25 protein-coding genes, 1 tRNA gene and 1 pseudogene are annotated in these 22,204 nt (G+C 66.6%); 16 read left to right on the top strand and 11 right to left on the bottom strand.

Going from position 1 to position 22,204, the window contains the following annotated elements; all coding sequences use genetic code 11:
* From PX653_RS21150 to gabD, 5 genes and pseudogenes are all read left to right on the top strand, one after another.
* Positions 1-1,191, top strand: a complete 1,191-nt coding sequence (locus tag PX653_RS21150) for a glycoside hydrolase family 53 protein (protein WP_277414682.1) — start codon at positions 1-3, stop codon at positions 1,189-1,191.
* Between the two features lie 62 nt (positions 1,192-1,253).
* Positions 1,254-2,026: pseudogene (locus PX653_RS21145) on the top strand (SDR family oxidoreductase).
* A 22-nt stretch (positions 2,027-2,048) separates the two neighbouring features.
* A complete protein-coding gene (locus PX653_RS21140; protein ID WP_277414680.1) occupies positions 2,049-2,996 on the top strand; it encodes a LysR substrate-binding domain-containing protein in 948 nt (315 codons plus the stop codon).
* A 21-nt stretch (positions 2,997-3,017) separates the two neighbouring features.
* On the top strand, positions 3,018-3,827 hold the full coding sequence (locus tag PX653_RS21135) for a PPK2 family polyphosphate kinase (RefSeq protein WP_277414679.1): 810 nt from the start codon (positions 3,018-3,020) through the stop codon (positions 3,825-3,827).
* Between the two features lie 177 nt (positions 3,828-4,004).
* Positions 4,005-5,456 (top strand): NADP-dependent succinate-semialdehyde dehydrogenase, encoded by a 1,452-nt coding sequence (gabD, locus tag PX653_RS21130; RefSeq protein ID WP_277414678.1) that lies wholly within the window; start codon positions 4,005-4,007, stop codon positions 5,454-5,456.
* A 39-nt stretch (positions 5,457-5,495) separates the two neighbouring features.
* On the opposite strand, the gene PX653_RS21125 is transcribed toward gabD, so the two are convergent.
* On the bottom strand, positions 5,496-6,566 hold the full coding sequence (locus PX653_RS21125) for an extracellular catalytic domain type 2 short-chain-length polyhydroxyalkanoate depolymerase (RefSeq protein WP_277414677.1): 1,071 nt from the start codon (positions 6,564-6,566) through the stop codon (positions 5,496-5,498).
* Positions 6,567-6,654: 88 nt separating this feature from the next.
* On the opposite strand from PX653_RS21125, the gene PX653_RS21120 reads away from it, so the two are divergent.
* Positions 6,655-7,254, top strand: coding sequence for a glutathione peroxidase (locus tag PX653_RS21120; protein WP_277414676.1), 600 nt, complete (start codon positions 6,655-6,657; stop codon positions 7,252-7,254).
* Here the strand turns inward: PX653_RS21120 and PX653_RS21115 are convergent, their stop codons facing one another.
* Positions 7,255-7,647 carry a rhodanese-like domain-containing protein gene (locus PX653_RS21115; protein WP_277414675.1) on the bottom strand — a complete coding sequence of 131 codons (393 nt, stop codon included), beginning with the start codon at positions 7,645-7,647 and terminating at the stop codon, positions 7,255-7,257. It lies immediately after the preceding gene.
* An 89-nt stretch (positions 7,648-7,736) separates the two neighbouring features.
* On the opposite strand from PX653_RS21115, the gene ftrA reads away from it, so the two are divergent.
* The 4 genes from ftrA (at position 7,737) to PX653_RS21095 (ending at position 9,938) form a co-directional block, all read left to right on the top strand.
* Positions 7,737-8,705, top strand: coding sequence for a transcriptional regulator FtrA (gene ftrA, locus PX653_RS21110; protein ID WP_277414674.1), 969 nt, complete (start codon positions 7,737-7,739; stop codon positions 8,703-8,705).
* 36 nt (positions 8,706-8,741) lie between these two features.
* A complete protein-coding gene (locus PX653_RS21105; protein ID WP_277414673.1) occupies positions 8,742-9,095 on the top strand; it encodes a DUF1428 domain-containing protein in 354 nt (117 codons plus the stop codon).
* A gap of 78 nt (positions 9,096-9,173) precedes the next feature.
* A complete protein-coding gene (locus tag PX653_RS28225; protein WP_307730776.1) occupies positions 9,174-9,629 on the top strand; it encodes a BrnT family toxin in 456 nt (151 codons plus the stop codon).
* A gap of 15 nt (positions 9,630-9,644) precedes the next feature.
* Entirely contained in the window at positions 9,645-9,938 is a 294-nt protein-coding gene (locus PX653_RS21095) for a BrnA antitoxin family protein (RefSeq protein ID WP_277414672.1), read from the top strand.
* Between the two features lie 169 nt (positions 9,939-10,107).
* Here the strand turns inward: PX653_RS21095 and pabB are convergent, their stop codons facing one another.
* The 4 genes from pabB to PX653_RS21075 are packed head-to-tail and all read right to left on the bottom strand — an operon-like array spanning position 10,108 to position 14,151.
* Positions 10,108-11,928, bottom strand: a complete 1,821-nt coding sequence (gene pabB, locus PX653_RS21090) for an aminodeoxychorismate synthase component I (protein WP_277414671.1) — start codon at positions 11,926-11,928, stop codon at positions 10,108-10,110.
* On the bottom strand, positions 11,925-12,797 hold the full coding sequence (locus tag PX653_RS21085; protein WP_277414670.1) for a DMT family transporter: 873 nt from the start codon (positions 12,795-12,797) through the stop codon (positions 11,925-11,927). Before PX653_RS21085 ends, pabB begins: the two co-directional genes overlap by 4 nt.
* Before the next feature lie 10 nt (positions 12,798-12,807).
* The gene (gene slmA / locus PX653_RS21080; RefSeq protein WP_277414669.1) at positions 12,808-13,383 is read right to left on the bottom strand and encodes a nucleoid occlusion factor SlmA; all 576 of its coding nucleotides are present in this window, start codon (positions 13,381-13,383) and stop codon (positions 12,808-12,810) included.
* A gap of 36 nt (positions 13,384-13,419) precedes the next feature.
* Positions 13,420-14,151 carry a pyrimidine 5'-nucleotidase gene (locus PX653_RS21075; protein WP_277414668.1) on the bottom strand — a complete coding sequence of 244 codons (732 nt, stop codon included), beginning with the start codon at positions 14,149-14,151 and terminating at the stop codon, positions 13,420-13,422.
* Between the two features lie 24 nt (positions 14,152-14,175).
* Between PX653_RS21075 and PX653_RS21070 the strand changes: the two genes are divergently transcribed.
* A complete protein-coding gene (locus tag PX653_RS21070; protein WP_277414667.1) occupies positions 14,176-15,111 on the top strand; it encodes a TraB/GumN family protein in 936 nt (311 codons plus the stop codon).
* A 44-nt stretch (positions 15,112-15,155) separates the two neighbouring features.
* Here the strand turns inward: PX653_RS21070 and PX653_RS21065 are convergent.
* Positions 15,156-15,230: transfer RNA gene (locus PX653_RS21065), tRNA-Thr, on the bottom strand.
* 50 nt (positions 15,231-15,280) lie between these two features.
* The gene (gene argB / locus PX653_RS21060) at positions 15,281-16,207 is read right to left on the bottom strand and encodes an acetylglutamate kinase (RefSeq protein WP_181259275.1); all 927 of its coding nucleotides are present in this window, start codon (positions 16,205-16,207) and stop codon (positions 15,281-15,283) included.
* Positions 16,208-16,361: 154 nt separating this feature from the next.
* Here argB and PX653_RS21055 point away from each other — a divergent pair, with 154 nt between their 5' ends.
* Complete coding sequence (locus PX653_RS21055; RefSeq protein WP_277414666.1) at positions 16,362-16,574, top strand: cysteine-rich CWC family protein; 213 nt, start codon at positions 16,362-16,364, stop codon at positions 16,572-16,574.
* Here PX653_RS21055 and PX653_RS21050 read toward each other — a convergent pair.
* Positions 16,571-17,587: an extracellular catalytic domain type 1 short-chain-length polyhydroxyalkanoate depolymerase gene (locus PX653_RS21050; protein ID WP_277414665.1), complete on the bottom strand. Its 1,017-nt coding sequence runs from the start codon at positions 17,585-17,587 to the stop codon at positions 16,571-16,573. The genes PX653_RS21055 and PX653_RS21050 overlap by 4 nt on opposite strands.
* A 301-nt stretch (positions 17,588-17,888) precedes the next feature.
* Between PX653_RS21050 and PX653_RS21045 the strand changes: the two genes are divergently transcribed.
* The 4 genes from PX653_RS21045 to PX653_RS21030 all read left to right on the top strand — a co-directional run bounded on the left by PX653_RS21045 (position 17,889) and on the right by PX653_RS21030 (position 20,661).
* A complete protein-coding gene (locus tag PX653_RS21045; RefSeq protein ID WP_307730775.1) occupies positions 17,889-18,059 on the top strand; it encodes a DUF1289 domain-containing protein in 171 nt (56 codons plus the stop codon).
* 7 nt (positions 18,060-18,066) lie between these two features.
* Positions 18,067-18,510: a hypothetical protein gene (locus tag PX653_RS21040; RefSeq protein WP_277414663.1), complete on the top strand. Its 444-nt coding sequence runs from the start codon at positions 18,067-18,069 to the stop codon at positions 18,508-18,510.
* A complete protein-coding gene (locus PX653_RS21035) occupies positions 18,507-19,415 on the top strand; it encodes an MBL fold metallo-hydrolase (RefSeq protein ID WP_277414662.1) in 909 nt (302 codons plus the stop codon). Before PX653_RS21040 ends, PX653_RS21035 begins: the two co-directional genes overlap by 4 nt.
* A 292-nt stretch (positions 19,416-19,707) precedes the next feature.
* Positions 19,708-20,661: an NAD(P)H-dependent flavin oxidoreductase gene (locus PX653_RS21030; protein ID WP_277414661.1), complete on the top strand. Its 954-nt coding sequence runs from the start codon at positions 19,708-19,710 to the stop codon at positions 20,659-20,661.
* 116 nt (positions 20,662-20,777) lie between these two features.
* Here PX653_RS21030 and PX653_RS21025 read toward each other — a convergent pair whose 3' ends face one another.
* On the bottom strand, positions 20,778-21,464 hold the full coding sequence (locus PX653_RS21025; protein WP_277414660.1) for a hydrolase: 687 nt from the start codon (positions 21,462-21,464) through the stop codon (positions 20,778-20,780).
* Between the two features lie 123 nt (positions 21,465-21,587).
* On the bottom strand, positions 21,588-22,163 hold the full coding sequence (locus PX653_RS21020) for a hypoxanthine-guanine phosphoribosyltransferase (RefSeq protein WP_277414659.1): 576 nt from the start codon (positions 22,161-22,163) through the stop codon (positions 21,588-21,590).
* Between the last annotated feature and the right edge of the window lie 41 nt (positions 22,164-22,204).

Raw genomic sequence — 22,204 nt, 5'->3', positions numbered from 1 at the left:
ATGATCAAATTCTTCCTGCGCGCGGCCGCCGCCGCGCTTTGTACCGTCGTGCTGCAGGCCAGCGCGGCCACGCCTTTCCTGGCCGGTGGCGACGTCTCCGTGCTGCCGCTGATGGAGCGGCACGGTGCCCGCTACAGCGACCGCCAGGGCCGGCAGGGCGACGCCCTGAAAATCCTGCGCGACAGCGGCCACAACATCGTGCGCCTGCGCCTGTACGAGACCCCCGGACCGGGCAACGGCAACGAGGGCTACCACTGGCCGGCCGGCTCGATGGACCTGCCCGATCTGCTGGCACTGGCGAAGCGCAGCGCCGCGCTGGGCATGCAGATCCAGCTGACGTTCCACTACAGCGATTTCTGGACCAATTCGAAGACGCAGAACGTGCCGGTACAATGGCGCGCCCAACTGGACAAGCTGCCCGACGAGAACGCCCGCTTCGAGCGCCTGCGCCAGCTGGTGTTCGAGCGTACCCGCGACGTGATGCGCGCCTTGCAGGCACAGGGCACGGTGCCGCAGTTCGTCTCGGTCGGCAACGAGATCGAAGGCGGCATGCTGTACCCGTACGGCGCCATGACGGAGCAGAACTGGCCGCGCCTTGGCGCGCTGCTGCAGGCCGGTTATGACGGCGTCAAGGCGGTGGCACCCGCGTCGAAAGTCATCCTGCACCTGGACGATGCGGGCAACCTGGAGAAGTATCGCCATTACTTCGACCGCCTGCGCGCGTTGAACGTGCAGTATGACGTCATCGGCGCATCGTACTACCCGTTCTGGACGAAAAAAACGGTGCAGCAGGTGGTGGCGTTCAGCCGCGCGGTGACGACGCGCTACGACCGCGACCTGTTCATCATGGAGGCCGGCTTCAACTGGACGCCGAACCTGCCGAACGGCTATCCCGGCCAGCTGTCCGACAACGGGCCGTATCCCGCCACGATGAGTTCCCCGCAAGGCCAGCGCGCGTTCATGGACGAACTGCTGGGCGCCATGCGCAAGACCGACCGCGTGCTGGGATTGCTGTACTGGGATCCTGTGATGATCGCCACGCCCGGCATCGGCTGGGCCGTGCGCGACGCGGATGGCGTGCCCGGACCGAACGTGGTGGCCAACACGACCTTGTTCGATTTCGACGGCAAGGCATTGCCGGTACTGGACGGGTGGAAGGCGCATACCGAGCCACAACAGCAGCAGAAGTAGGGGGCATCGCGCAGGTGACGTGCGCGAGCCCGTCGGAACAATAAAAAAAGGAAGAGCACAACATGGTCGACAGACTGAAAGACAAGGTAGCCATCGTCACGGGCTCCACGCAAGGCATCGGCAAGGCGGTGGCCAAACTGTTCCTGGCCGAAGGCGCGAAGGTCGTCTTGAACAGCCATCGCGACGACGAACACGCGGCTGCCGCGCGCGCGGAGCTGGGCGGTCCGGGCACGCTGTTCGTCGCGGCCGATATCGCCGACCGCGACGCGGTGGCGGCGATGACGAAGCAGGCGGCGATGCAGTTCGGCCGCATCGACATCATCGTCAACAACGCGGGTGTGAACGTGTTTACGGATCCCCTGAAAACCACGGCCGAGGAATGGCAGCGCTGCTTCGCCGTCGACCTGGAAGGGGCATGGAACGTCATCCGCAGCGCGCTGCCGGCCATGCTGGAGCAGGGCGGCGGCAGCATCGTCAACATCGCTTCGGTGCACGGTCATAAAATCATCCCGGGCTGTTTCCCGTACCCGGTCGCCAAGCACGCGCTGCTGGGGCTGACCAAATCGCTCGGCATCGAATACGCCGCGCGCGGCATCCGCGTCAATTCGATCTCGCCAGGCCTCATCATGACGGACAATATCCGCGCCTGGCTCGATGGCTGCCCCGACCCGGCGGCCGAGGAAGCGCGCCAGGCCGGGCTGCTGCCGCCCAAGCGCATCGGCACGCCGGAGGAAGTGGCCTACACGGCGCTGTTCCTGGCCAGCGACGAAGCGCGCTTCATCAATGCCACGGACATCCTGATTGACGGGGCAGGTCGCAGCTCTATCATGAGTAAGCCCTTGCCTTGACAGAATTGCATGCCTGACATCCACTCCGACCGGTTCGTACGCTCTCACCTGAAGATGCGCCAGCTGGTCCTGCTGGTGGAGCTGGGCCGGCACGGGTCGATCCTCCATGCCGCCCAGGCGGCAAACCTGACGCAGCCTGCCGCCTCGAAACTGCTGGCGGAACTGGAATACTCCCTCAATGTGCAGCTGTTCGAACGCCTGCCGCGCGGCGTGCAGCCCACCTGGTATGGCGAAGTGATGATCCGCCGTGCCGGTGCCGCGCTGGCGGAGATGGATGCGGGCTACCAGGAAGTGATGGAGCTGCTGGCCGGCCTGGCCGGTACCGTGGCCGTGGGCGCCGTGCTGACGCCGTCCGCGGGCCTGCTGCCGGATGCGATCAAGCTGCTGAAAACGCGGCATGAGCGGGTCAAGGTGTCTGTCACCGTGGACACCAGCAAGCTGCTGACGGAAAAGCTGCGCGCCGGCGAGCTCGATCTCGTGATCGGCCGCGTGCTCGATTCGGAATCGGCCGCCGAGCTGCATTTCGAGCCCGTCACCGACGAACCGCACAGCATCATTGCCGGCGCCGGCCATCCGCTGGCCGAGCGCGGCACCCTCGGCCTGGAGGAACTGGCGGGCGAGCCCTGGATCATGCCGCCGGCCGGCAGCATCCTGCGCGACCGGCTGACGGCGCTGTTCCTGTCGCACGGCCTGGAGCCGCCGGCCGAGACGGTGGAATCGCTGGCACTGCCCGTCATCGCCAACCTCCTGATCGGCAGCCGCATGATCGTCGCGCTGCCCGAGGAACTGGTGCGGCCGTACCTGGACATGGGCCTGCTCACGATCCTGCCGTACGACCTGGGGCTGCGCATGGACCTGTATGGTATCGTCACGCGCAAGCAGCATCGCCTGGCCCCCGGCGCGGAAGCCATGCTGGCGGCCCTGCGCGAGGTGGCGGCGCTGCGTTATCCCCGGTGACTCGCGCCAGGAGACCGCGACTTGAAGGCCAGTAAACGATTCCGCACCCCCGCCCAGCCGAACCTGAAGGACGGCGATGCAGGCGCCACGCCGCTGTGCACAGCCGATGACCCCAAACGCGACAAGGCCGAAGCCAAGCGGCTGCACAAGCTGATCGCCGTGCTGCAGGAAAAGCTGTACGCGGAACGGGACCGCAAGGTGCTGGTCGTGCTGCAGGGCGTCGATTGCGCGGGCAAGGACGGTACCGTGCACCAGCTGTTCCGCAAGATCAACCCGATGGGGCTGCGTCCCGTGCGCTTCGATGCGCCGACGTCGATCGAGACGGCGCGCGACTACCTGTGGCGGGTGCACCGGCAGGTGCCGCGCGAGGGCGAGATCGCCGTCTTCAACCGCAGCCATTACGAGGACGTGCTGCATCCGCTGGTCTACGGCCAGCTGGAAGGCGAAGCGCTGGCGCGGCGCTACGCCCACATCCGCGATTTCGAGCGCATGCTGGCCGAGACGGGCACGGTGATCCTCAAGATCTTCCTGCACATCTCGAAGGACGAGCAGCGCAAGCGCCTGCAGGCGCGCATCGACAATCCGGAAAAACACTGGAAGTTCGACCCGGCAGACCTGAAGCACCGCGAGCGCTGGGACGACTACCGCCAGGCCTACGAGCGGGCCATCGCCGAAACGGACGCGCCGCACGCGCCGTGGTACATCGTGCCGGCCGACTCGAAGCCGCACCGCGATCTGGCGGTGGCGACCTTGCTGGTAGAGGCGCTCGAGGCGATGGACCTGCGGTGGCCGGCCGGGGATGCCGGGCTGGCGAAGATCAAGGTGCGGTGATGGTTGGGGTCTGTCCCCGCATGGGGACTGACCCCGAAGTTTGGCAGCGGACCGCCATGGAAAAACCACTTCGGGGTCAGTCCCTTGCAGGGACAGACCCCAGCCCCCCCTGCAAACGTTCCCCCGATATGGCATAGTGATTGTCTTATTCTCACCATCGAATCGCGGAGAACGACCATGCAACTGAAAGACCCGACCCTGCTGCGCCAGCAAGCGTATATCGACGGCGCCTGGCTCGATGCCGACAACGGTGAAACCCATCCCGTCACCAATCCCGCCACCGGCGAACACCTGGGCACGATCCCCATGATGGGCACGGCCGAGACGCGCCGCGCCATCGAGGCGGCGAATGCGGCCTGGCCTGCGTGGCGCAAGAAGACCGCCAAGGAACGCGCGGCCGTACTGCGCGCGTGGTACGACCTGATCATGGCGAATGCCGACGACCTGGCCCTCCTGATGACGACGGAGCAGGGCAAGCCGCTGGCCGAAGCCAAGGGCGAAGTCGTGTTCGGCGCCAGCTTCATCGAATGGTTTGCCGAGGAAGCCAAGCGGGTACATGGAGACACCCTGGCGTCGCCCTGGCCGGACCGCCGCCTGATCGTGACGAAGGAGCCGATCGGCGTGTGCGCCGCCATCACGCCGTGGAACTTCCCGCTGGCGATGATCACCCGCAAGGTGGGCCCGGCGCTGGCGGCCGGCTGCCCGATGGTCCTGAAACCCGCGGAGTCGACGCCGTTCTCCGCGCTGGCGCTGGCCGCGCTGGCCGAGCGCGCCGGCGTGCCGAAAGGCGTGTTCTCCGTCGTGACGGGCTCGCCCAAGGAAATCGGCGCCGAGATGTGCGCCAACCCGATCGTGCGCAAGCTGACGTTTACCGGCTCGACGGCCGTGGGCCGCATCCTGATGCAGCAGTGCGCGCCGACGATCAAGAAGCTGTCGCTGGAACTGGGCGGCAACGCGCCGTTCATCGTGTTCGACGATGCCGACCTGGATGCAGCGGTGGAGGGCGCCATCGCCTCCAAATACCGCAATGCCGGCCAGACCTGCGTCTGCGCCAACCGGATCTATGTGCAGGACGGCGTGTACGAGGCGTTTGCCGAGAAGTTCACGGCCGCCGTCAACAAGCTGAAAGTCGGCAACGGCGTCGAGCAGGGCGTCACGCAAGGCCCGCTGATCGACGACAAGGCCGTGCAGAAGGTCGAGCAGCACGTGGCCGACGCGCTGGCCAAGGGCGGCCGGCTGCTGACGGGCGGCCACCGCCACGCGCTGGGCCACAGCTTCTTCGAGCCGACCGTCATTGCCGACGTCAACAACGACATGATCGTCGCCACCGAAGAGACGTTCGGCCCGCTGGCTCCGCTGTTCCGCTTCAAGACGGACGACGAGGCGATTGCGCTGGCCAACAGCACGGAATTCGGCCTGGCCGCCTACTTCTATTCGCGCGACATCGGCCGCATCTGGCGCGTCTCCGAAGGGCTGGAGTCGGGCATGGTGGGCGTCAACACGGGCCTGATCTCGAACGAGATCGCCCCGTTCGGCGGCGTCAAGCAGTCCGGCCTGGGCCGCGAAGGCTCGAAGTACGGCATCGACGACTACCTCGTCATCAAGTACGTCTGCCTCGGCGGAATTTGAGGTAACACCGGTGCCTGACACCAGGGGGCTCGTGCCCATTTACTGCAGCCCCATCAACCGCTCCGTCATCCGCTTCACCGCCCGCATCTGCCGCCCCGTCTTGAGCGCGTAGTTGGCGTCGTCATAGCTGAACCAGTCCCAGCACGCATTCGGATTCGCCCACGGGTACACCGGCGCGGCCTGCGGATACAGCACGACGATGCGGTTGGTATCGGCCCACGCGTTGTAGCCCGCGTTGTGCGTGTGTGCCTCGCCCACCAGCGCGGCCGTTTGCTTGCAGCCGTGGAAGGCCACGTGCAGGCGGCAGCCCGCCGCGTTGCCTTCGCAGCCGGGCGGCACGTAGACGATGCCGGTCGTCGCCATGCCGTGGCGGCGCGGCGAGTCGATGAATTCTTCCTGGTTGAACTCGATGAAGCGCCCGGCCGGCGGTGCCGTCGAGCGCGGATTCAGGCTGCCGTAGATCCAGTTCAGCAGTTCGCCCGCGCCGTCCACGCCGCAGTTGCTGATGTAGGGTGCTCCCAGCTCGCCGCAGCCGTTGCCGAAGCGGTCGGTCGGGATGGCGTGCTCGGCCCTGATGTCGCTGCGGTAGCGGATCCGGTCCGGCGGCAGGAAGTGGCGGTAATAGGCCGCCAGGTCGTCCATGACGGCCGTCGGCACGACCGTGTCGGCGCGACCGGAAAACAGCCAGATGCGCTGCCGGGCCAGGTTGGCGGTGGGATCGACATGGCCCCGCTGCGCATACGTGGCTGTCGTCTCCACCAGGCTGGCCACGCCCGTGCCGCCGTCCGACACGCTGCACCACGGCAGGCCGCTGGTACAGCTGCACACCATGGTGGCCACGTTGACGCTGCCGCGCGCGCAGTTGTACGGCCCGCCGGCAATGATGCCGGCGCCGACGATGCTGGCGGAGTAGGCCACGTCGAACTGGACGGCCATGAAGCCGCCGGACGACAGGCCCGAGACCGACAACTGTTCCGCCTTCAGCGCGGGCAGGCTGGCCGCTTGCGCATGGGTGGGCCGCAGTGCGGGTGGCAGCAGCAACGTGGCCGCCAGCATGGCCAGCGCGACGACGGTACGGATGATGAGCTTACGGGAAGAAGAGCGGAGCATGGCGAACCCCTCCACGGCAGGAGAACACGCTGCGATTGCGGCGCGGTGACATACAATGAGCCTTCCCGATTACTTTGTCGAGCACACCATGACTTTTCCCTTCCGTGTTGCGTCCTTGTCGCTGCTTGGCCTGCTGTGCAGCGCGCCCGCGTTGGCCCAGCAAGCGGCGAAACCGGCGGCGCCCGCGCTGAGCGCGCGCCCCGCCAGCTGCCCGGCGCTGCTGCGCCAGTCCTTCAAGCGCCTGCAGGACGATGTGCCGCAAGACCTGTGCCAGTATGCGGGCAAGGTCGTCCTCGTCGTCAACACGGCCAGCTATTGCGGCTTCACGAGCCAGTACGAGGGCCTGGAAGGGCTGTATGCCAAGTACGCCGACAAGGGCCTGGTCGTGCTGGGCTTCCCGTCCAACGACTTCGGCAAGCAGGAACCCGGCAACAGCAAGGAAATCGCCGACTTCTGCTTCAACACCTATGGCGTCAAATTCCCCATGTTCGCCAAGTCGGTGGTCTCCGGTGCTGCGCCGAACCCGTTGTATGCGGACCTGATCAAGGCGACCGGCAAGACGCCCGCGTGGAACTTCCACAAATACCTGATCGGCCGCGATGGCAAGGTCCTCGACAGTTTCCCCAGCAAGGTCAAGCCGACCGACAAGGAGCTGGTCGGTGCCGTCGAGAAAGCGCTGGTGGGCTGATCACCCGGCGACGAGGGTAAAGCCTTCGTCCAGCCAGCCCGTCACGCCGCCGATCATGATTTTCACGGGCCGGCCCAGCCGCGCCAGCCGGATCGCCGCACGGGCCGCGCCGTTGCAGTGCGGTCCCGCGCAATACGTGACGAACACGGTGTCGGCGGGGTAGTCCGCCAGCTTGGCCGCCACGATCTTGCGGTGCGCCAGGTCGATGGCGCCCGGCACGTGACCGCGCGCGTAGCTGTCGCTGCCGCGCACGTCCAGCAGCACGAAATCCTGTTCCGGCGTGCCCAGCACGCTGTGCACGTCCCAGCAATCCGTCTCGAAGCGCAGCGCTTGCTCGAAATGGGCCAATGCCGCCGCGCTGTCCGCCGCGGCCACTTCCGTCACGATCGACATGTTTCCTCCGTATGAATGAGGCCCTATTGTCGGGCTGCTGCGTCATCCCCGGCAGTGGCACGAACGACAGGGTGCGTTAAGATTGCGCCATGCATGCACCTCATCTTGTCGTCGCGCTGGCCTATGACGGCCTGTGCACCTTCGAATTCGGCTGTACCGTCGAGCTGTTCGCGCTCGAGCGCCCCGAGCTGGGCGTGGACTGGTACGACTTCCGCGTGGCTGCCGTCGAGCGCGGCCCCATCCGCGCGGCCGGCGGCATCACGGTGCAGGCGCGCTATGCGCCGGGCTGGCTACGGCAGGCCGACACCATCGTCATTCCCGGCTGGCGCGATGCGGACGAAGAGCCGCCGCAAGCGCTGCTGGCGCTGATCCGCGCTGCCCACCGGCGCGGCGCACGCCTGTGCTCGATCTGTTCGGGTGTGTTCGTGCTGGCCGCCGCCGGGGTGCTGGACGGCCAGCGCGCCACCACCCACTGGCGCTATGCCGAGCGGCTGGCGCGGCGCTATCCGCGCGTGCAGGTCGAGGCGGACGCGCTGTACATCGACAACGGCCAGGTCATCACCTCGGCCGGCTCGGCAGCGGGGCTGGACATGCTGCTGCACCTGGTCCGGCGCGATTACGGTGCCCGCATCGGCAACCTGGTGGCGCAGCGGCTGGTCGTGCCGCCGCACCGGGCCGGCGGCCAGGCGCAGTTCGTGCCCCGGCCCATGCCGCCGGACGAGGCGGGCCGGCTGGCCCAGCTGATGGACTGGCTGCGCCGCCACCCCACCGGTCCGCACACGGTCGCATCGATGGCACAGCATGCCGCGATGAGCGCCCGCACCTTGCAGCGCCAGTTCCAGCAGGCGACGGGGCTGGGACCAGCCGAATGGCTGACGCGGGAACGGATCGCCATCGCCAAGGACCTGCTGGAGTCGCCGCTGCCCCTGGCGCAGGTGGCCGAGCGTGCAGGGTTCGGCTCGGAGGAGACGCTGCGCCACCATTTCCGCCGGCTGGTGGCGACGACGCCGGGAGCTTATCGAAAAGCATTCCTTGTTGCAGGCGCTTCCGTTGACTAAGCTGGTTGCTCCAACCACTGACTGGAGGAGACCAGCATGTCCTACGTCGACGGATTTATCGTACCGGTACCGAAAGCCCAACTGGATGCCTACCGCGCCCTGGCGGAAAAAGCAGGCAACATCTGGCGCGAACATGGCGCGCTCGAATTTCGCGAATGCATGGCCGAGGATGTCAAGCCAGGCCAGCTGACGTCGTTTCCCCAGGCCGTGCAACTGAAGGACGACGAGGTCGTATTCTTCTCGTGGATCACCTACAACTCGCGCGAGGAGCGCGACCGGATCAACGAGAAGGTCATGCAGGACCCACGCATGGGCGACATGATGAGCGAGATGCCGTTCGACGGCAAACGCATGATCATGGGCGGGTTCACGCCGTTCGTCAGCCTGTAGCCGTTCCATCCAAGCCGTAACGCGCGCGCACTGCAGGGCTGGAAGCCTGAATGATGACACACAGGAGCCCTGCAGGGCGTGACGCACGAGATTGCCGACAGCGGCCATGCCTGCTCGACTGAGCTGGAGATGCAGGACGGCCCGATCACGAAACGCTACCGCTCGAACTTCCGCGAAGGCGGTGGGCGCACCAGGTCGATCAGTTGCTCCGCACAACCTAGCTCACTTCGATTCCATAATTTTTGTAACTACAAAAACAAGTTGACCGCAGTGATTTTTGTAGTTACAGTTATTCATATGGACGTCGCATTCGACACCAACAAAAACACCGCCAACATCGAGAAGCACGGCGTTTCTCTAGCGGCGGCCGCGTCGATCGAATGGGACTCCGCCCTGAGCTGGCCCGATGAGCGCCACGACTACGGCGAGGCGCGTACTTGCGCAATCGCCTATATCGGCGACCGCCTGCACTATGTCGTGTATGTGGATCGTGAAGAATTGCGCCGCGTCATCACCTGCGCAAAGCCAACCTGAGAGAGGTAAAACGATATGCCGAAGCTTAAACCGGGGACGGTTTTCCCCACCGCCGAGGAAGACGCCGCGATTACCAAGGCGGCAATGTCGGATCCCGATGCGATGCCCTTCACCGATGCCGAGTGGGCCAGCGTGAAGCCTAAACGCGGCCCTGGCCGGCCTGCCGGCAGTGGCACGAAGGAAGCCGCCACGATTCGCTATGACCGCGATCTGCTGGAAGCCTTCAAGGGCACCGGCGACGGCTGGCAAACGCGCATGAACAACGCGTTACGCGAGTGGGCCAGAGACCACCAGCTCATTACCAGCTGAAAAACCCACGCCCCTTTCAGGGCACGGGTCGCTGTATTGGCGCGAGGCTCCGTGTCCTGGTCCTCGGCCTGCTCCGCTTGGTCCTGTACCGCCAACAGGTGCAGGGGCTTTGGCTTTGGCCAGGCTGGCGGCCGCCGTGTCCGTGTCGCCGGCGCTGTCAGCGTCGATATCAGCCCGCCACCAGCTCCGCGCGTAACACACCCCGCAGCGCGTTGCACAGCACGATTTCCTCGGCCCGTGCCAGCATGGCGGGCGTGATGACGGCTTCGCGCGCGCCCCACGCTTCCAGCACGACGGCACGCATGACGCCGGGCAGCAGGCCGCAGGCCAGCGGCGGCGTCAGCCATTGGCCGTCCAGCCGGACGAACACATTGCTGCGGCCACCCTCGGTAAGCTCGCCCCGTTCGTTGCAGAACAACTGGTCGAACGCGCCTTGCGCTTCGGCCGCCCTCCACGCCGCGTCGTAGCGGGCTCGCCAGGTCGACTTGTGGCGCAGGAACAGGTCGTCGGCAACCGTCGGCTGCGCCGCCAGCAGGACGCGGACCGGCTGCGCCAGCGGCGCCAGCACGCCCGTCTGCACGGCAAAGGCGCCGGCCCCGTTCAGGGCCAGGCGCAAGCGGTGCGGCGTTGCGGCGGGCAGGCCTTCGCATGCCATGGCAACGTAGGCGCGCGCCGCCGCCTCGTCCCAGGCGAAGCCGAAATAGCGGGCCGATTGCGCCAGCCGGTGCAGGTGCCGGTCCAGGTGGCGCGCGCCATCCTCGCGCGTCGCGTACATGGTCTCGAACAGTTCGAAGTCGTTGCTCAGCCCTGTCAGGAAACGCGCCTTCAGGCGGCACTCGGCGAATTCCTCCGCCGCCACGCTGTCGTGCACGATGCCGGCGCCGACGCCCATCTCGCCGCGGCGCACGCCACCGGCCCCGGGCTGCAGGGCCAGCGTACGGATGGGCACGTTCAGGCAGAAGTCGCCGAAAGCCTGGCCCGGCGGTGCCGGGTCGAACCAGCCGATGGCCCCTGTGTACAGGCCGCGCGGCGCCGGTTCCAGTTCGGCGATGATTTCCATTGTGCGCCGTTTTGGCGCGCCCGTGATCGAGCCGCAGGGATACAGCGCGGCGAAGATGTCGGCCAGGGTCGCATCCGGACGCAGCGTGGCCTGCACGGTGGACGTCATCTGCAGCACGCTGGCATAGCGCTGTACGTCGAACAGCTTCGGCACCCGCACCGAGCCGGTGACGGCAATGCGGCCGATGTCGTTGCGCAGCAGGTCGACGATCATCAGGTTTTCCGCCCGGTTCTTCGGGTCGGCGGCCAGTGCGGCGGCGCGGTGCGCGTTGTCTTCCGCAGCGGCGGGACCGTGCGGTGCCGCCGGCGCCGTGCCTTTCATCGGCCGCGCGGTCAGCGTGCCCGCATCGTGGCGCACGAACAGTTCCGGCGACAGCGACAGCACGGCGCCGCCATCGGGCAACGCGACCAGGGCGCCATACGGCACCGGCTGGCGCGCGCGCAGGCGCTGGTACAACGCGGCGGGGGAGCCGAATGCATCGAAGCGCAGGCGATAGGTGTAGTTGACCTGGTAGGTGTCGCCCGCCGCGATGTAGGCGCGGATGCGGTCGATCGCTTCGGTGAACTGCGTCTCGGTGACGTTGGCGGTGACACCGGCGATGCCGGCCGGCGCATCCTCGCCGGCCGTGCGTTCCAGCAGCCATGTGGCCACCTCCTCCTGCGTCAGGAAGTCGCACTGCCGGAACAGCAGCACCTGGGCCAGCGGCACCGGTGCCGGCCGGGCCGGCAAGCCGACGATGGCGTGGCCCAGCTCATAGCTGCACAGCGGGACGGCATACTGCCCCTGCTGCAGGGCGGCCTGCAAGTCGGCCAGCAGCGCCGGCCACTCGCCCGGTGTCGTGCAGGTAAGGGTGCCGGCGTGATGGCGGAACAGGCGGGAGTGACGGCCCGCGCTGGCGTCATCGAGCAGGGCAAAGCATTCGGAACTCATGTATGACCACGTTTGGAGAAGTAAATACCGCACAGCAGCAGGGCGGCGCCGGCCAGTTGCCACGGGCCGATGCGCTCGCCGAAGATCGCCAGCGCGGCAATGGCAGCCGTCAGCGGCTGCACCAGCAGGCTGACCGATGCCAGCGACGCAGGCAGGTGCGCGAACGCGTAGGCTATCACGGTCTGGCCGCCGATCTGCGCGATCAGCGCGAGCCCCAGCAGCGGCAACCAGCCCGCTGCCTCGGCCGGCCAGAACGGTCCCGGCATCCACAGCGCGAACGGCAGCAGCACGAGCGCCGTGACGCTGGTGCTCCAGGCCATCAGGCGCGCCGTCGAATAGGTGGCGCGGGCATCCTTGACGACCAGCTGGTAGGCGGCATAGAACGTCGTCGACAGCAGGCCCAAGCCGTCGCCCAGCAGGTGCGTGCCGCCGCCCGTGGCGGACGGCCCGATCAGGACGACGGCGCCCGTCAGCGCCAGCGCCATGCCGCCCAGGAACCCACGCGAGAAGCGCTCGCCGTGGGCCAGCCACAGCCACAGGGCGATGAACAGCGGCGCCAGGTTCGACAGCAGGGTGGCGTTGGCCACCGTCGTGTAGTGCAGCGACAGGTGCCAGATGCCCAGTTCGATGCCGAAGAACAGGCCGGACAGGGCGGCGACCGTGGTCAGCCCCGTGCGCAGCCCGGCGGCCCGGTCGGCGCGCGCGGTCGCCAGCGCCCAGGCCCACAGCAGGGGCGCGGCCAGCAGCATGCGCCAGAACGCGGAGGCGATCGGATTGACGTCGGACAGGCGCATGAAGATGCCGGCAAAGCCGATGGCGACGCCGCCGGCCAGCAGGGCGCCAAACGCCCCTGCGTGAAAAGACTTCATCGGGGTGGGATCAGTGCAGCAGCAGCGCGATCTGGACGGCCGCTTCGTCGCCGGGTGCCAGCTGGAAGCCGCTTTTCGCAAAGCGGTGCCAGCGCCCCAGCACGAAGCTGACCAGCAGGTCGGCGCGCGCGGCGACATCCGCCTCGTGCGCCTGGCCTTCGGCGGCGGCCAGGCGCAAGGCCTGCTTCAGCGCCAGCTCGATGCGGTCGTAGAACTGGTTCATGCGCTGCTGCAGGCGCTCGTCCTCGTTGACGAGGGCATCGCCGATCAGCACCCGCGTCATGCCCGGATTGCTGGCGGCGAAGCGCAGCAGCATCGCCAGGATGTCGCGCGCCTGCGCCAGGCCGTCCTGCTGGCGCTCGGCGATCTGGTTGATAAGACCGAACACGCTTTGCTCGATGAAGTCGATCAGTCCTTCGAACATTTGCGCCTTGCTGGCGAAGTGGCGGTACAGCGCCGCCTCGGACACCTCCAGCTTGCGCGCCAGCGCGGCGGTGGTGATCTTCTCGCCTTTGGGGTGCTCCAGCATCGCGGCCAGGGCCTGGAGGATTTGCAGCTTGCGTTGGCCGGGCGGGGTGCTTGCCATGTTGTCTCTTCAAAAAAACGCGGTTCGAGGATCGACTCAGTACGCTTGCAGGCGGGACAACCGCGCCGGCAGGCTCCGGACGGATTTTACTTTGACATCGACCCAGCCGGGGCGCGTCAGCCGCTTGGGCGGGTGCGCCGTGCCGATCGAATCGCCCACTTTCAGGTACTGCGTGACCCAGACGGTGCGCATCCCCAGCGCATGGGCCGTGCGCAGGTTGGCCAGCGTGTCCTCGACGAGGATGCAGCGGCGTGCCGTGACGCGCTGGTGCCGCATGACTTTCTTCAGCAACAGCTTCGATGGCTTGGGCCGCAACTGGCCGTGCACCCGCATCGATTCGATCGCGATGTGGTGGGCGAAGTGACGGTGGATGCCCAGGTGGCGCAGCACCTGTGTCGAATACCGGTGCGGCGCGTTGGTCAGCAGGATTTTGCGCCCTGGCAGCCGGCGCAGCAAGCTGCCGAGTCCTTTTTCGTGGCGAATCATCGACAGCAGGCCGGGCATCTCGTGCGTCTCGCGCAAAAAATGGTCGGCCCGCACGCCATGGTGCCGCACCAGTCCCAGCAAGGTCGCGCCATAGCGCTTCCAGTACAGCGTGCGCGCCGCGTTGACGGCGTCGATGCCGGCCGGCGTGACGCCGTCGCCCAGCACCCGCGCGATGTACGTGTTCATGTTCGCCATGATCGCGGGGAAGATGGCGTGGGACGCGTTGTGCAGCGTGTTGTCGAGGTCGAACAGCCAGACCGGGGCGGAAGGTTTAATATTCACGTCTCTTGAAATCGGAAGGACAGCATGCGACGCCAGATTATAGTGATGTTTACCGGCTTGTTCTGGCTTCTGGCCGGGCTGGCGCCGCTGCCGGTGGCCGCGCAGGAGGCCGCGCAGAAGTCCGCACCCGTCGCCAACCGGGGCGCGCTGTTCCGCATCGAGCACGATGGCCACGTGGCCTGGCTGTTCGGCACCATCCACGTGGGCGCGCGCAGCTTCTATCCCTTCGAGCCGCGCCTGATGACGGCGCTGCGCGAAGCGGGCGTGCTGGCGCTGGAAGTCGATCCGCTGGGACCGCAGGACGAGATCGCGCGCGCCGTGCGCGAACACGGCATGTACCAGAACGGCCGCGGCCCGGCCAGCGCGGAGCTGCCGGCCCCTTACCGGCCGCGCCTGGAGCGGCTGCTGCGCCAGTATGGCATCGGCGCGCAGACGGTGGCGCCCATGAAGCCGTGGATGATCGCCAGCCTGCTGGCGGTGCGCGAATTCGAGAAGCAGGGCTACCGGGCCGAACTCGCCGTGGACGCATGGCTGTCGGAGCAGGCCCACGCGCGGGGCCAGAAGGTCGTCGAACTGGAATCGGTGGCGAGCCAGATGGCGCTGTTCGGCCGCATGGCGCCGGCCGACCAGGCCCGGTTCCTGCGCGAGAGCATCGATGCGGTCGAGGACAAGGAACAGGCGGACGACGCGCGTGCCATCCTGCAGGCGTGGTCGCAGGCGGACCGCGCGGCGCTGGAGCGGATCGCCGCGAAGACGGCGGCCGATACGACCTATTCGGGCCGGTTCGTCAGCGAGGTGCTGCTGGCCGGGCGCAATCCCGCGCTGGCCGACGGCATCGAGAAACTGCTGAAGCAGGAGCGGCGCAGCGTTGCGGCGATCGGCGTGTTGCACCTGGTGGGAACGGGGAGCGTGCCGGAGCTGTTGCGCGGCAGGGGCCTGCGCGTCGAACGGATCTACTGAAAAGCGAGGAGGAGTACGAAGCGGCGGGGGACTGCGGGAAGAAGTGGTGCCCTTGACGTGGATTGAACACGTGGCCTCTCCCTTACCAAGGGAGTGCTCTACCACTGAGCTACAAGGGCACTGATAAAAACAAGGCGGCGCTTGCACTGCTCGCTGCGCCGCCGAATTTTTAGTGAGACCGGATCATAGTGCCAAATGCCTGTTCGGTCAACACTTCCAGCAGCAAACTGTGTTCAATCCGCCCGTCGATGATGTGGACCGTGTTGACGCCGGACTTGGCGGCGTCCAGCGCGGACGAAATCTTCGGCAGCATGCCGCCGGAGATCGTGCCGTCGGCGAACATCTCGTCGATCTCGCGCGCCGACAGGTCGGTGACCAGGTTACCGTTCTTGTCCTGCACGCCGGCGATATTGGTCATCATGATCAGCTTTTCCGCTTTCAGGATCTCGGCGATCTTGCCGGCGACGACGTCGGCATTGATGTTGTAGGCCTGGCCGTCCTGGCCGAAGCCGATCGGCGAGATGATCGGGATGAACGCGTCGTCCTGCAGCGCCTTGACGACGGCCGGGTTGATCGCGTCGATCTCGCCCACGAAGCCGATGTCCAGGTACTGGCCGGGGTTCTGCTTGTCCGGCATCGCCATCTTGCGCGCGCGGATCAGGCCACCGTCCTTGCCCGTCAGGCCCACGGCCTGGCCGCCGTAGTGGTTGATCAGCATGACGATGTCCTGCTGTACCTCGCCGCCCAGCACCCACTCGACCACTTCCATCGTCTCTTCGTCGGTGATGCGCATGCCCTGCACGAACGTGCCCTGCTTGCCGATCTTCTTCAGCGCATTGTCGATCTGCGGCCCGCCGCCGTGCACCACGACCGGATTCATGCCCACCAATTTCAGCAGGATCACGTCGCGCGCGAAGCCGTGCTTCAGGCGCTCATCCGTCATCGCGTTGCCGCCGTATTTGATGACGATGGTCTTGCCATGGAAATTACGGATGTATGGCAGAGCCTCGGCCAGGATCTGTGCCTTGATCTGCGGCGAAACCGCGGTCAGGTCGTCTGCTGGCATGTCCAGGCTCAAGTTGGTCAGTTGGGTCATGGCGGGTCCGGTAAAAAGATTGTGGCGATTTTACAGCGAAGCACGGGCTCCGGCACGGGGTGTTGCAACCGCCGGGTTGCGCGGCTTGACGGCGTGCCCCCGCATTATAGGGCCAAAGATTGTAATTTCGACGCCATTGAGCTAGCCTCGGCCCATGAGCACCTGCGAGCGCTGCGGCGCCACTTTCCATTGCGCGATGGCCGATCCGGGCCCGGACGGCCAGGCCGACACGACGCCGTGCTGGTGCACGGCGCTGCCCCCGGCCGTGCCGGTGCCGGGCAAGGGCGCGGCGGTGGGGTGCTGGTGCCCGGCCTGCCTGCGGGCGCACATCGCGGCGCAGGCGGCAAGGGCGACGCCGTCGGGCTAGGCCGCCCGCACGGTGCTGAAGAAGCGCATCATTTCCCGGCTTGCGTCCGGCCCCTTGCCATCCGTATAACTGCCGGCCGCGCTGCCGCCCGACCACGCATGACCGGCGCCGTGGATGACCCAGTGTTCGGCCAGGGGCGAGCCGTCGTGCAGCCAATGCTTGATGCGGGTGTAGGCATAGCCGTCGGGCACGCGCCCCGCCAGGCGCGAGGGCCGCGCCGTGCCGCCCAGCGGATGGCTGCGCAGCCCTTGCGCCAGCAGCTCTTCGCCGTTGGCCGGATGGACCGTGGTGTCCTGGTCGCCATGGAAGACGATCATCGGCAGGCCCGCGTTGTTGGTGTCGCGCGCGCCGGCGGCGCCCCGCTGCATGGCCGACAGGGCCGACGGCAGGTCGCGCGCGGCCGCATACGGCAGGCCCGAATGCACGCCGACGGCGCAGAACAACTCCGGATACAGCGTGCCGACGATGATCGCCATGGCCCCGCCGGCCGACATGCCGGCGATGTAGACCTGGTTGCGCGCGACCGGGTAGTGGTCGAGCACCTGCTGCGTCATGCCGGCGATGATGGACGGCTCGCCCTGGCCATGGCGCTGGTCGAGCGCATTGAACCAGTTCCAGCAGCGCGAGTTGTTGGCATCGGGCGACTGCGCCGGGTACAACACGAAGCACTTGCGTTCCTCGGCCACCGCATTCATCTGCGTGCCGGCCGCGAAGTCGTCCGGGTCCTGCGCGCAGCCGTGCAGCATGACGACCAGCGGCAAGCGCTGGCCCTTCCATGTCGAGGGGATGTACAGCTTGTAGCGGCGGGCGCCGGCGTTGTTTTCGTACACGCCATTGAGGAAGCGGGCGCCCGGCTGCAAGGGCGCCGCGACCGGGGGCGATGTGTCGAAGATCGCTTCCGGCAACTCGAAGGCCGCGGGGAAGTCGAAGGCCCCGTCGGGGAATGCATTGCGGCCGAAAATGGCTTCCGCCGTCTTTCGTACCTGGGTAAACCAGTGCTGACCGTGTTTCATGAGGACCTCGGAGGCTGGTGAATCGTCAGTGACAGCAGCCGATGCCTGCTTTCGCATCGGTCTGTTGCCGCGCTGTCCGCATGCGCTGTTCCTGCCATGTTGCGCGTGCTGCTTGACTGCGTCTCCTCGGCGCTCCGTGTATTCCGCGGGCCTTGTTTTGGTCCAGTATAGCCAGATTCGGCACGGACCGGCGCAAACGTGGATCGGCTAGAATGCACGTTGATTGATTTGATTGTTGTCAATACCACCACACATGAATTCTGCTCTTCCGCCGCGACCGGCGGCCCCTCTGCCGACCCCCGTGCCATCGCCGTGCGTCAGCCTGTGCAAGATGAATCGCGCGACGGGTTACTGCGAGGGCTGCCTGCGCACGATTGACGAAATCGTCGCGTGGGCCAATGCCAGCGACGACTACAAGCGGGCCGTCTGGGCGCAGTTGCCCGCGCGCGAGCAGACGATCGAGTTCGACTAGGATCGCGATGGCGCACTATCGACCCGAACGCACCGTGTCCGGTCCCACGTACGGCAACGGCTTCAAGGCCGTCGCCACGGTCCTGACGATCGCGCTGGCGGCCTACACCGTCAGCGTGGCGCTGCGCCATCCGCTGCCCCAGTTCTCGTTCGGCGTGCAGGCACTGCTGGCAGGCGCCGGTGCGATGCTGGCCGTCAGCCTGTACTGGTTCCTGCGCGCGACCACGACGATCGACGCCGAAGGGATCCGCCAGACGGGCGTCATCGACCGCAAGGTGCGCTGGGACGAGGTGCGCGGCGCGAAGATGATCGGGATTCCATACCTGTCCTGGCTGTTCCCGCCGCGGATGATCGTGCGGACCGGCACCGCGTTCGCCACCTTCAACGGGGGCACGCAGGACGTGCTGGTGGAATTTGCCAGGATCTCGCTGGCGTTCCAGATGAAAAAATGATGACCTTACCCGACTCCATCCGCGTGTTCGAACGCGGTTGGCTTTCCGCCAACAACATCCTCCTGATCGGTCCGCACGACACGGCCCTGGTCGACAGCGGCTACGTCACGCATGCGGCGCAGACCGTCGAACTGGTGCGCCATGCGCTGCAGGGGCGCCAGCTGGATCGCCTGTACTCGACGCACCTGCATTCGGATCACTGCGGCGGCAACGCGGCGCTGCAGGCGCACTACGGCTGCGCCACGTTCGTGCCGGCCGAGGAGGGCGACAAGGTGCGCCGCTGGGACGAGGCCGCGCTGACGTTCCAGGCCACCGGCCAGCAATGCCCGCGCTTCACGATCGCCGGCACGGTGGCGCCGGGCGACGTGCTGACGCTGGGTGGCCACACGTGGCAGGTGCTGGGCGCGCCGGGCCACCATGCGCACTCGCTGATCTGGTACTGCCCGGAGCACAAGGTGCTGATCTCGGCGGACGCGCTGTGGCACAACGGCTTCGGCGTCATCTTCCCGGAGCTGGAAGGCGACGCCGGCTTTTCCGAAGCGGCGGCCACGCTGGACGTCATCGCGGGACTGGACGTACGCCTCGTCATCCCCGGCCACGGCGCGGTATTCGAGGATGTCGACGCGGCGCTGCAACGGGCCCGCCGGCGGCTCGATTTCCTGTCGTCGAAGCCTTCCAACAATGCCGAATACGGCGTCAAGGTGCTGCTCAAGTTCCTGCTGCTGGAACGCCAGCAGATCGCCATGGCGGATGTGGCGCCGCTGCTGGCATCGATCCCCGTCGTCGTCGAATCGAACCGGCGCTACCTGCACAAGAGCGACGAGGAACTGGCCGCGTGGACCGTCAAGCAGCTGGTGCGCGGGCTGGCGGCGAAGGTGGATGGCGAGTACCTCGTCAACGCTTGAGATTGGTGATGCTTGGGGTCTGTCCCCGGTAAGGGTTGGCTGAAGCGCTTGCTGGCGGCTTCACGAGGGGACTGACCCCGGTTTTCCACGCTGCGGCTCGAAAAACCGGGGTCAGTCCCCTGGCAACGTCCACTGCGAGCTTTCGAGCCAACCCTTACCGGGGACAGACCCCAAGCCACTTACCGGGGACAGACCCCAGCGATAGAGTTTTACGTCTAGAATCCGCACGACCGTACTTTTTCAGGTCTATAATCGGCCGGATCGTTCCTTAACCTTTTTGCGCGAGTCGACCATGGCCCTGCCTCAAGTGCTGCAAAACCTGTCCCTTCCCGTTATCGCTTCGCCGATGTTCATCGCCAGCGGTCCCGCCCTGGTGGCGGCGCAGTGCAAGGCCGGCATCGTCGGCTCGTTCCCGGCACTGAATGCCCGCCCGGCCGAGCTGCTCGACACGTGGCTGACGGATTTGCAGGCCGAGCTGGCCGACTTCCAGCGCGCCAATCCGGACAAGAAGGTCGGCCCCATCGCCGTCAACCAGATCGTGCACCAGTCGAACGACCGCCTGGCCCATGACGTGGAAGTGTGCGTCAAGCACCAGGTGCCGATCATCATCTCGTCGCTGCGCGCGCCGCCGAAGGAGATGCTGGACGCGATCCACAGCTACGGCGGCATCGTGCTGCACGACGTGGTGTCGATCCGTCACGCGCAGAAGGCGCTGGAAGCCGGTGTCGATGGCCTGATCCTGGTGGCGGCCGGCGCCGGCGGCCATGCCGGTACGCTGTCGCCGTTCGCGCTGGTCGGTGAAGTGCGCAAGTTCTTCGACGGCCCGATCGCGTTGTCCGGCTCGATCGCCAGCGGCGACGCGATCCTGGCGGCGCAGGCGATGGGCGCCGACTTCGCGTACATCGGCTCGCGCTGGCTGGCCACGCAGGAATCGAACGTCAGCGACGGCTACCGCGAAGCGATCGTCGAGTCCAGTGCGGCCGACATCGTCTACACGAACCTGTTCACGGGCGTGCACGGCAACTACCTGAAGAAATCGATCGTCGCGGCCGGCCTCGATCCGGAAGCGCTGCCCGAATCGGACAAGAGCAAGATGAGCTTCGGCTCCGGCAGCGCCAAGGCATGGCGCGACATCTGGGGCGCCGGCCAGGGCGTCGGCCTGATGGACGACGTGCCGACGGTGGCCGAGATGGTCGAGCGGCTGAAGGCGGAATACGCGGCGGCGCGGGCGCGCCTGGCGCTGTAAATTTGTTGGGGTCCGTCCCTGCACAGGGACTGACCCCGAAGTTGCTTCGCGTCTTTACGGATCAAGCAGAACTTCAGGGTCAGTCCCCTGCGGGGACAGACCCTCGCTGCCTCCGATTATCTGGCCGGCACTGGCGCCAGCGTCTCGTGCTGCGCGGTGGCGCGCGACGGCGCCTTGTGCACCATCGTGTAGGCGTAGTCGACGCCCATGCCGTACGCGCCCGAGTGTTCCTTGACGATGGTCATCACGGCATCGTAGCTGTCGCGGTGCGCCCAGTCGCGCTGCCATTCCAGCATCACCTGCTGCCACGTCACCGGCACCACGCCGGCCTGGATCATGCGCTGCATGGCGTAGTCGTGCGCTTCCTTCGACGTGCCGCCCGACGCGTCGGCCACCATGTAGATCTCGTAGTCGCCTTCCAGCATGGCGCACAGCGCGAAGCTGTTGTTGCACACCTCCGTCCACAGGCCCGATACGATCACCTTCTTCTTGCCGTTCCTGGCCAGCGCGTCGCGCACTTTCTGGTCGTCCCACGAGTTCATCGACGTGCGTTCCAGGATGTCCTGGCCCGGGAACACGTCCAGCAGTTCCGGATACGTATTGCCCGAGAAGCTCTGCGTCTCGACGGTCGTGATGATGGTGGGGATCGCGAACACCTTGGCCGCTTTCGCCAGCGCGACGGTGTTGTTCTTCAGGACCTGGCGGTCAATCGACTGCACGCCAAAGGCCATCTGCGGCTGGTGGTCGATGAAGATGATCTGGCTGTTGTGCGGGGTCAGGACTTCCAGTTTCGGGTTACTCATGTTTGCACCTCGTGGGTTGTACGGTATGCAAAAATGGTAAGTCCTGCGCCGCGCGCCGCCCATTGGGCTTAGGGAGGAGCGCCGGCATCCCCCATCCAGGGGTTACCACGCCGGCGTGCCCGCTCAACCGCCGGACAAGTCCTCGCCGCGCAAGGCCCACAGGCCCGGCAGGTTGCGCCAATAGCCGTAGGCGTCCATGCCGAAGCCCACCACGAAGCGGTTGGGGATCGTCAGCCCGACGATGTCGGCCCGTACCGGCTTGGCCTTGCCGATCGCCTTGTCCGCGAACACGGCGATGATGACTTCCTTGGCGCCCATGTCCAGCAGGCGCTGCTTCACGTGCGCCAGCGTCTCGCCTTCGTCCAGGATATCGTCGACGACGATGACGGTGCGGCCCGCCACGTTCGAGCGCGGCACCACTTTCCACACCACTTCGCCGCCGCGGTCCTCGTCGCCATAGCGGCTGACGTGGATGTAGTCGAATTCGAGCGGGAACGACAGCTGTGGCAGCAGGTGGCCGGTGAACACGACGGCGCCGCCCATCACGCCCAGCACGAGGGGGAATTCGTCTTCGGCGCCGAAGCGTTCGTTCAACGTGCGCGCCACCTGGCGCACGGCGCCCTGGACGCGGTCCGCGTCAAAGATCTCTTCCGCGTTGTCGAGCAGGGCGCGGGCCCGTTGATGATGAAATTCGTACATGATGGTTCGACGGCTGGGTGAATGACAGCTGAATTATCCGC

The sequence above is a fragment of the Pseudoduganella chitinolytica genome, from assembly GCF_029028125.1.
Lineage (GTDB): Bacteria > Pseudomonadota > Gammaproteobacteria > Burkholderiales > Burkholderiaceae_D > Rugamonas > Rugamonas chitinolytica.
This window is presented reverse-complemented; position numbering and strand designations above follow the sequence as displayed.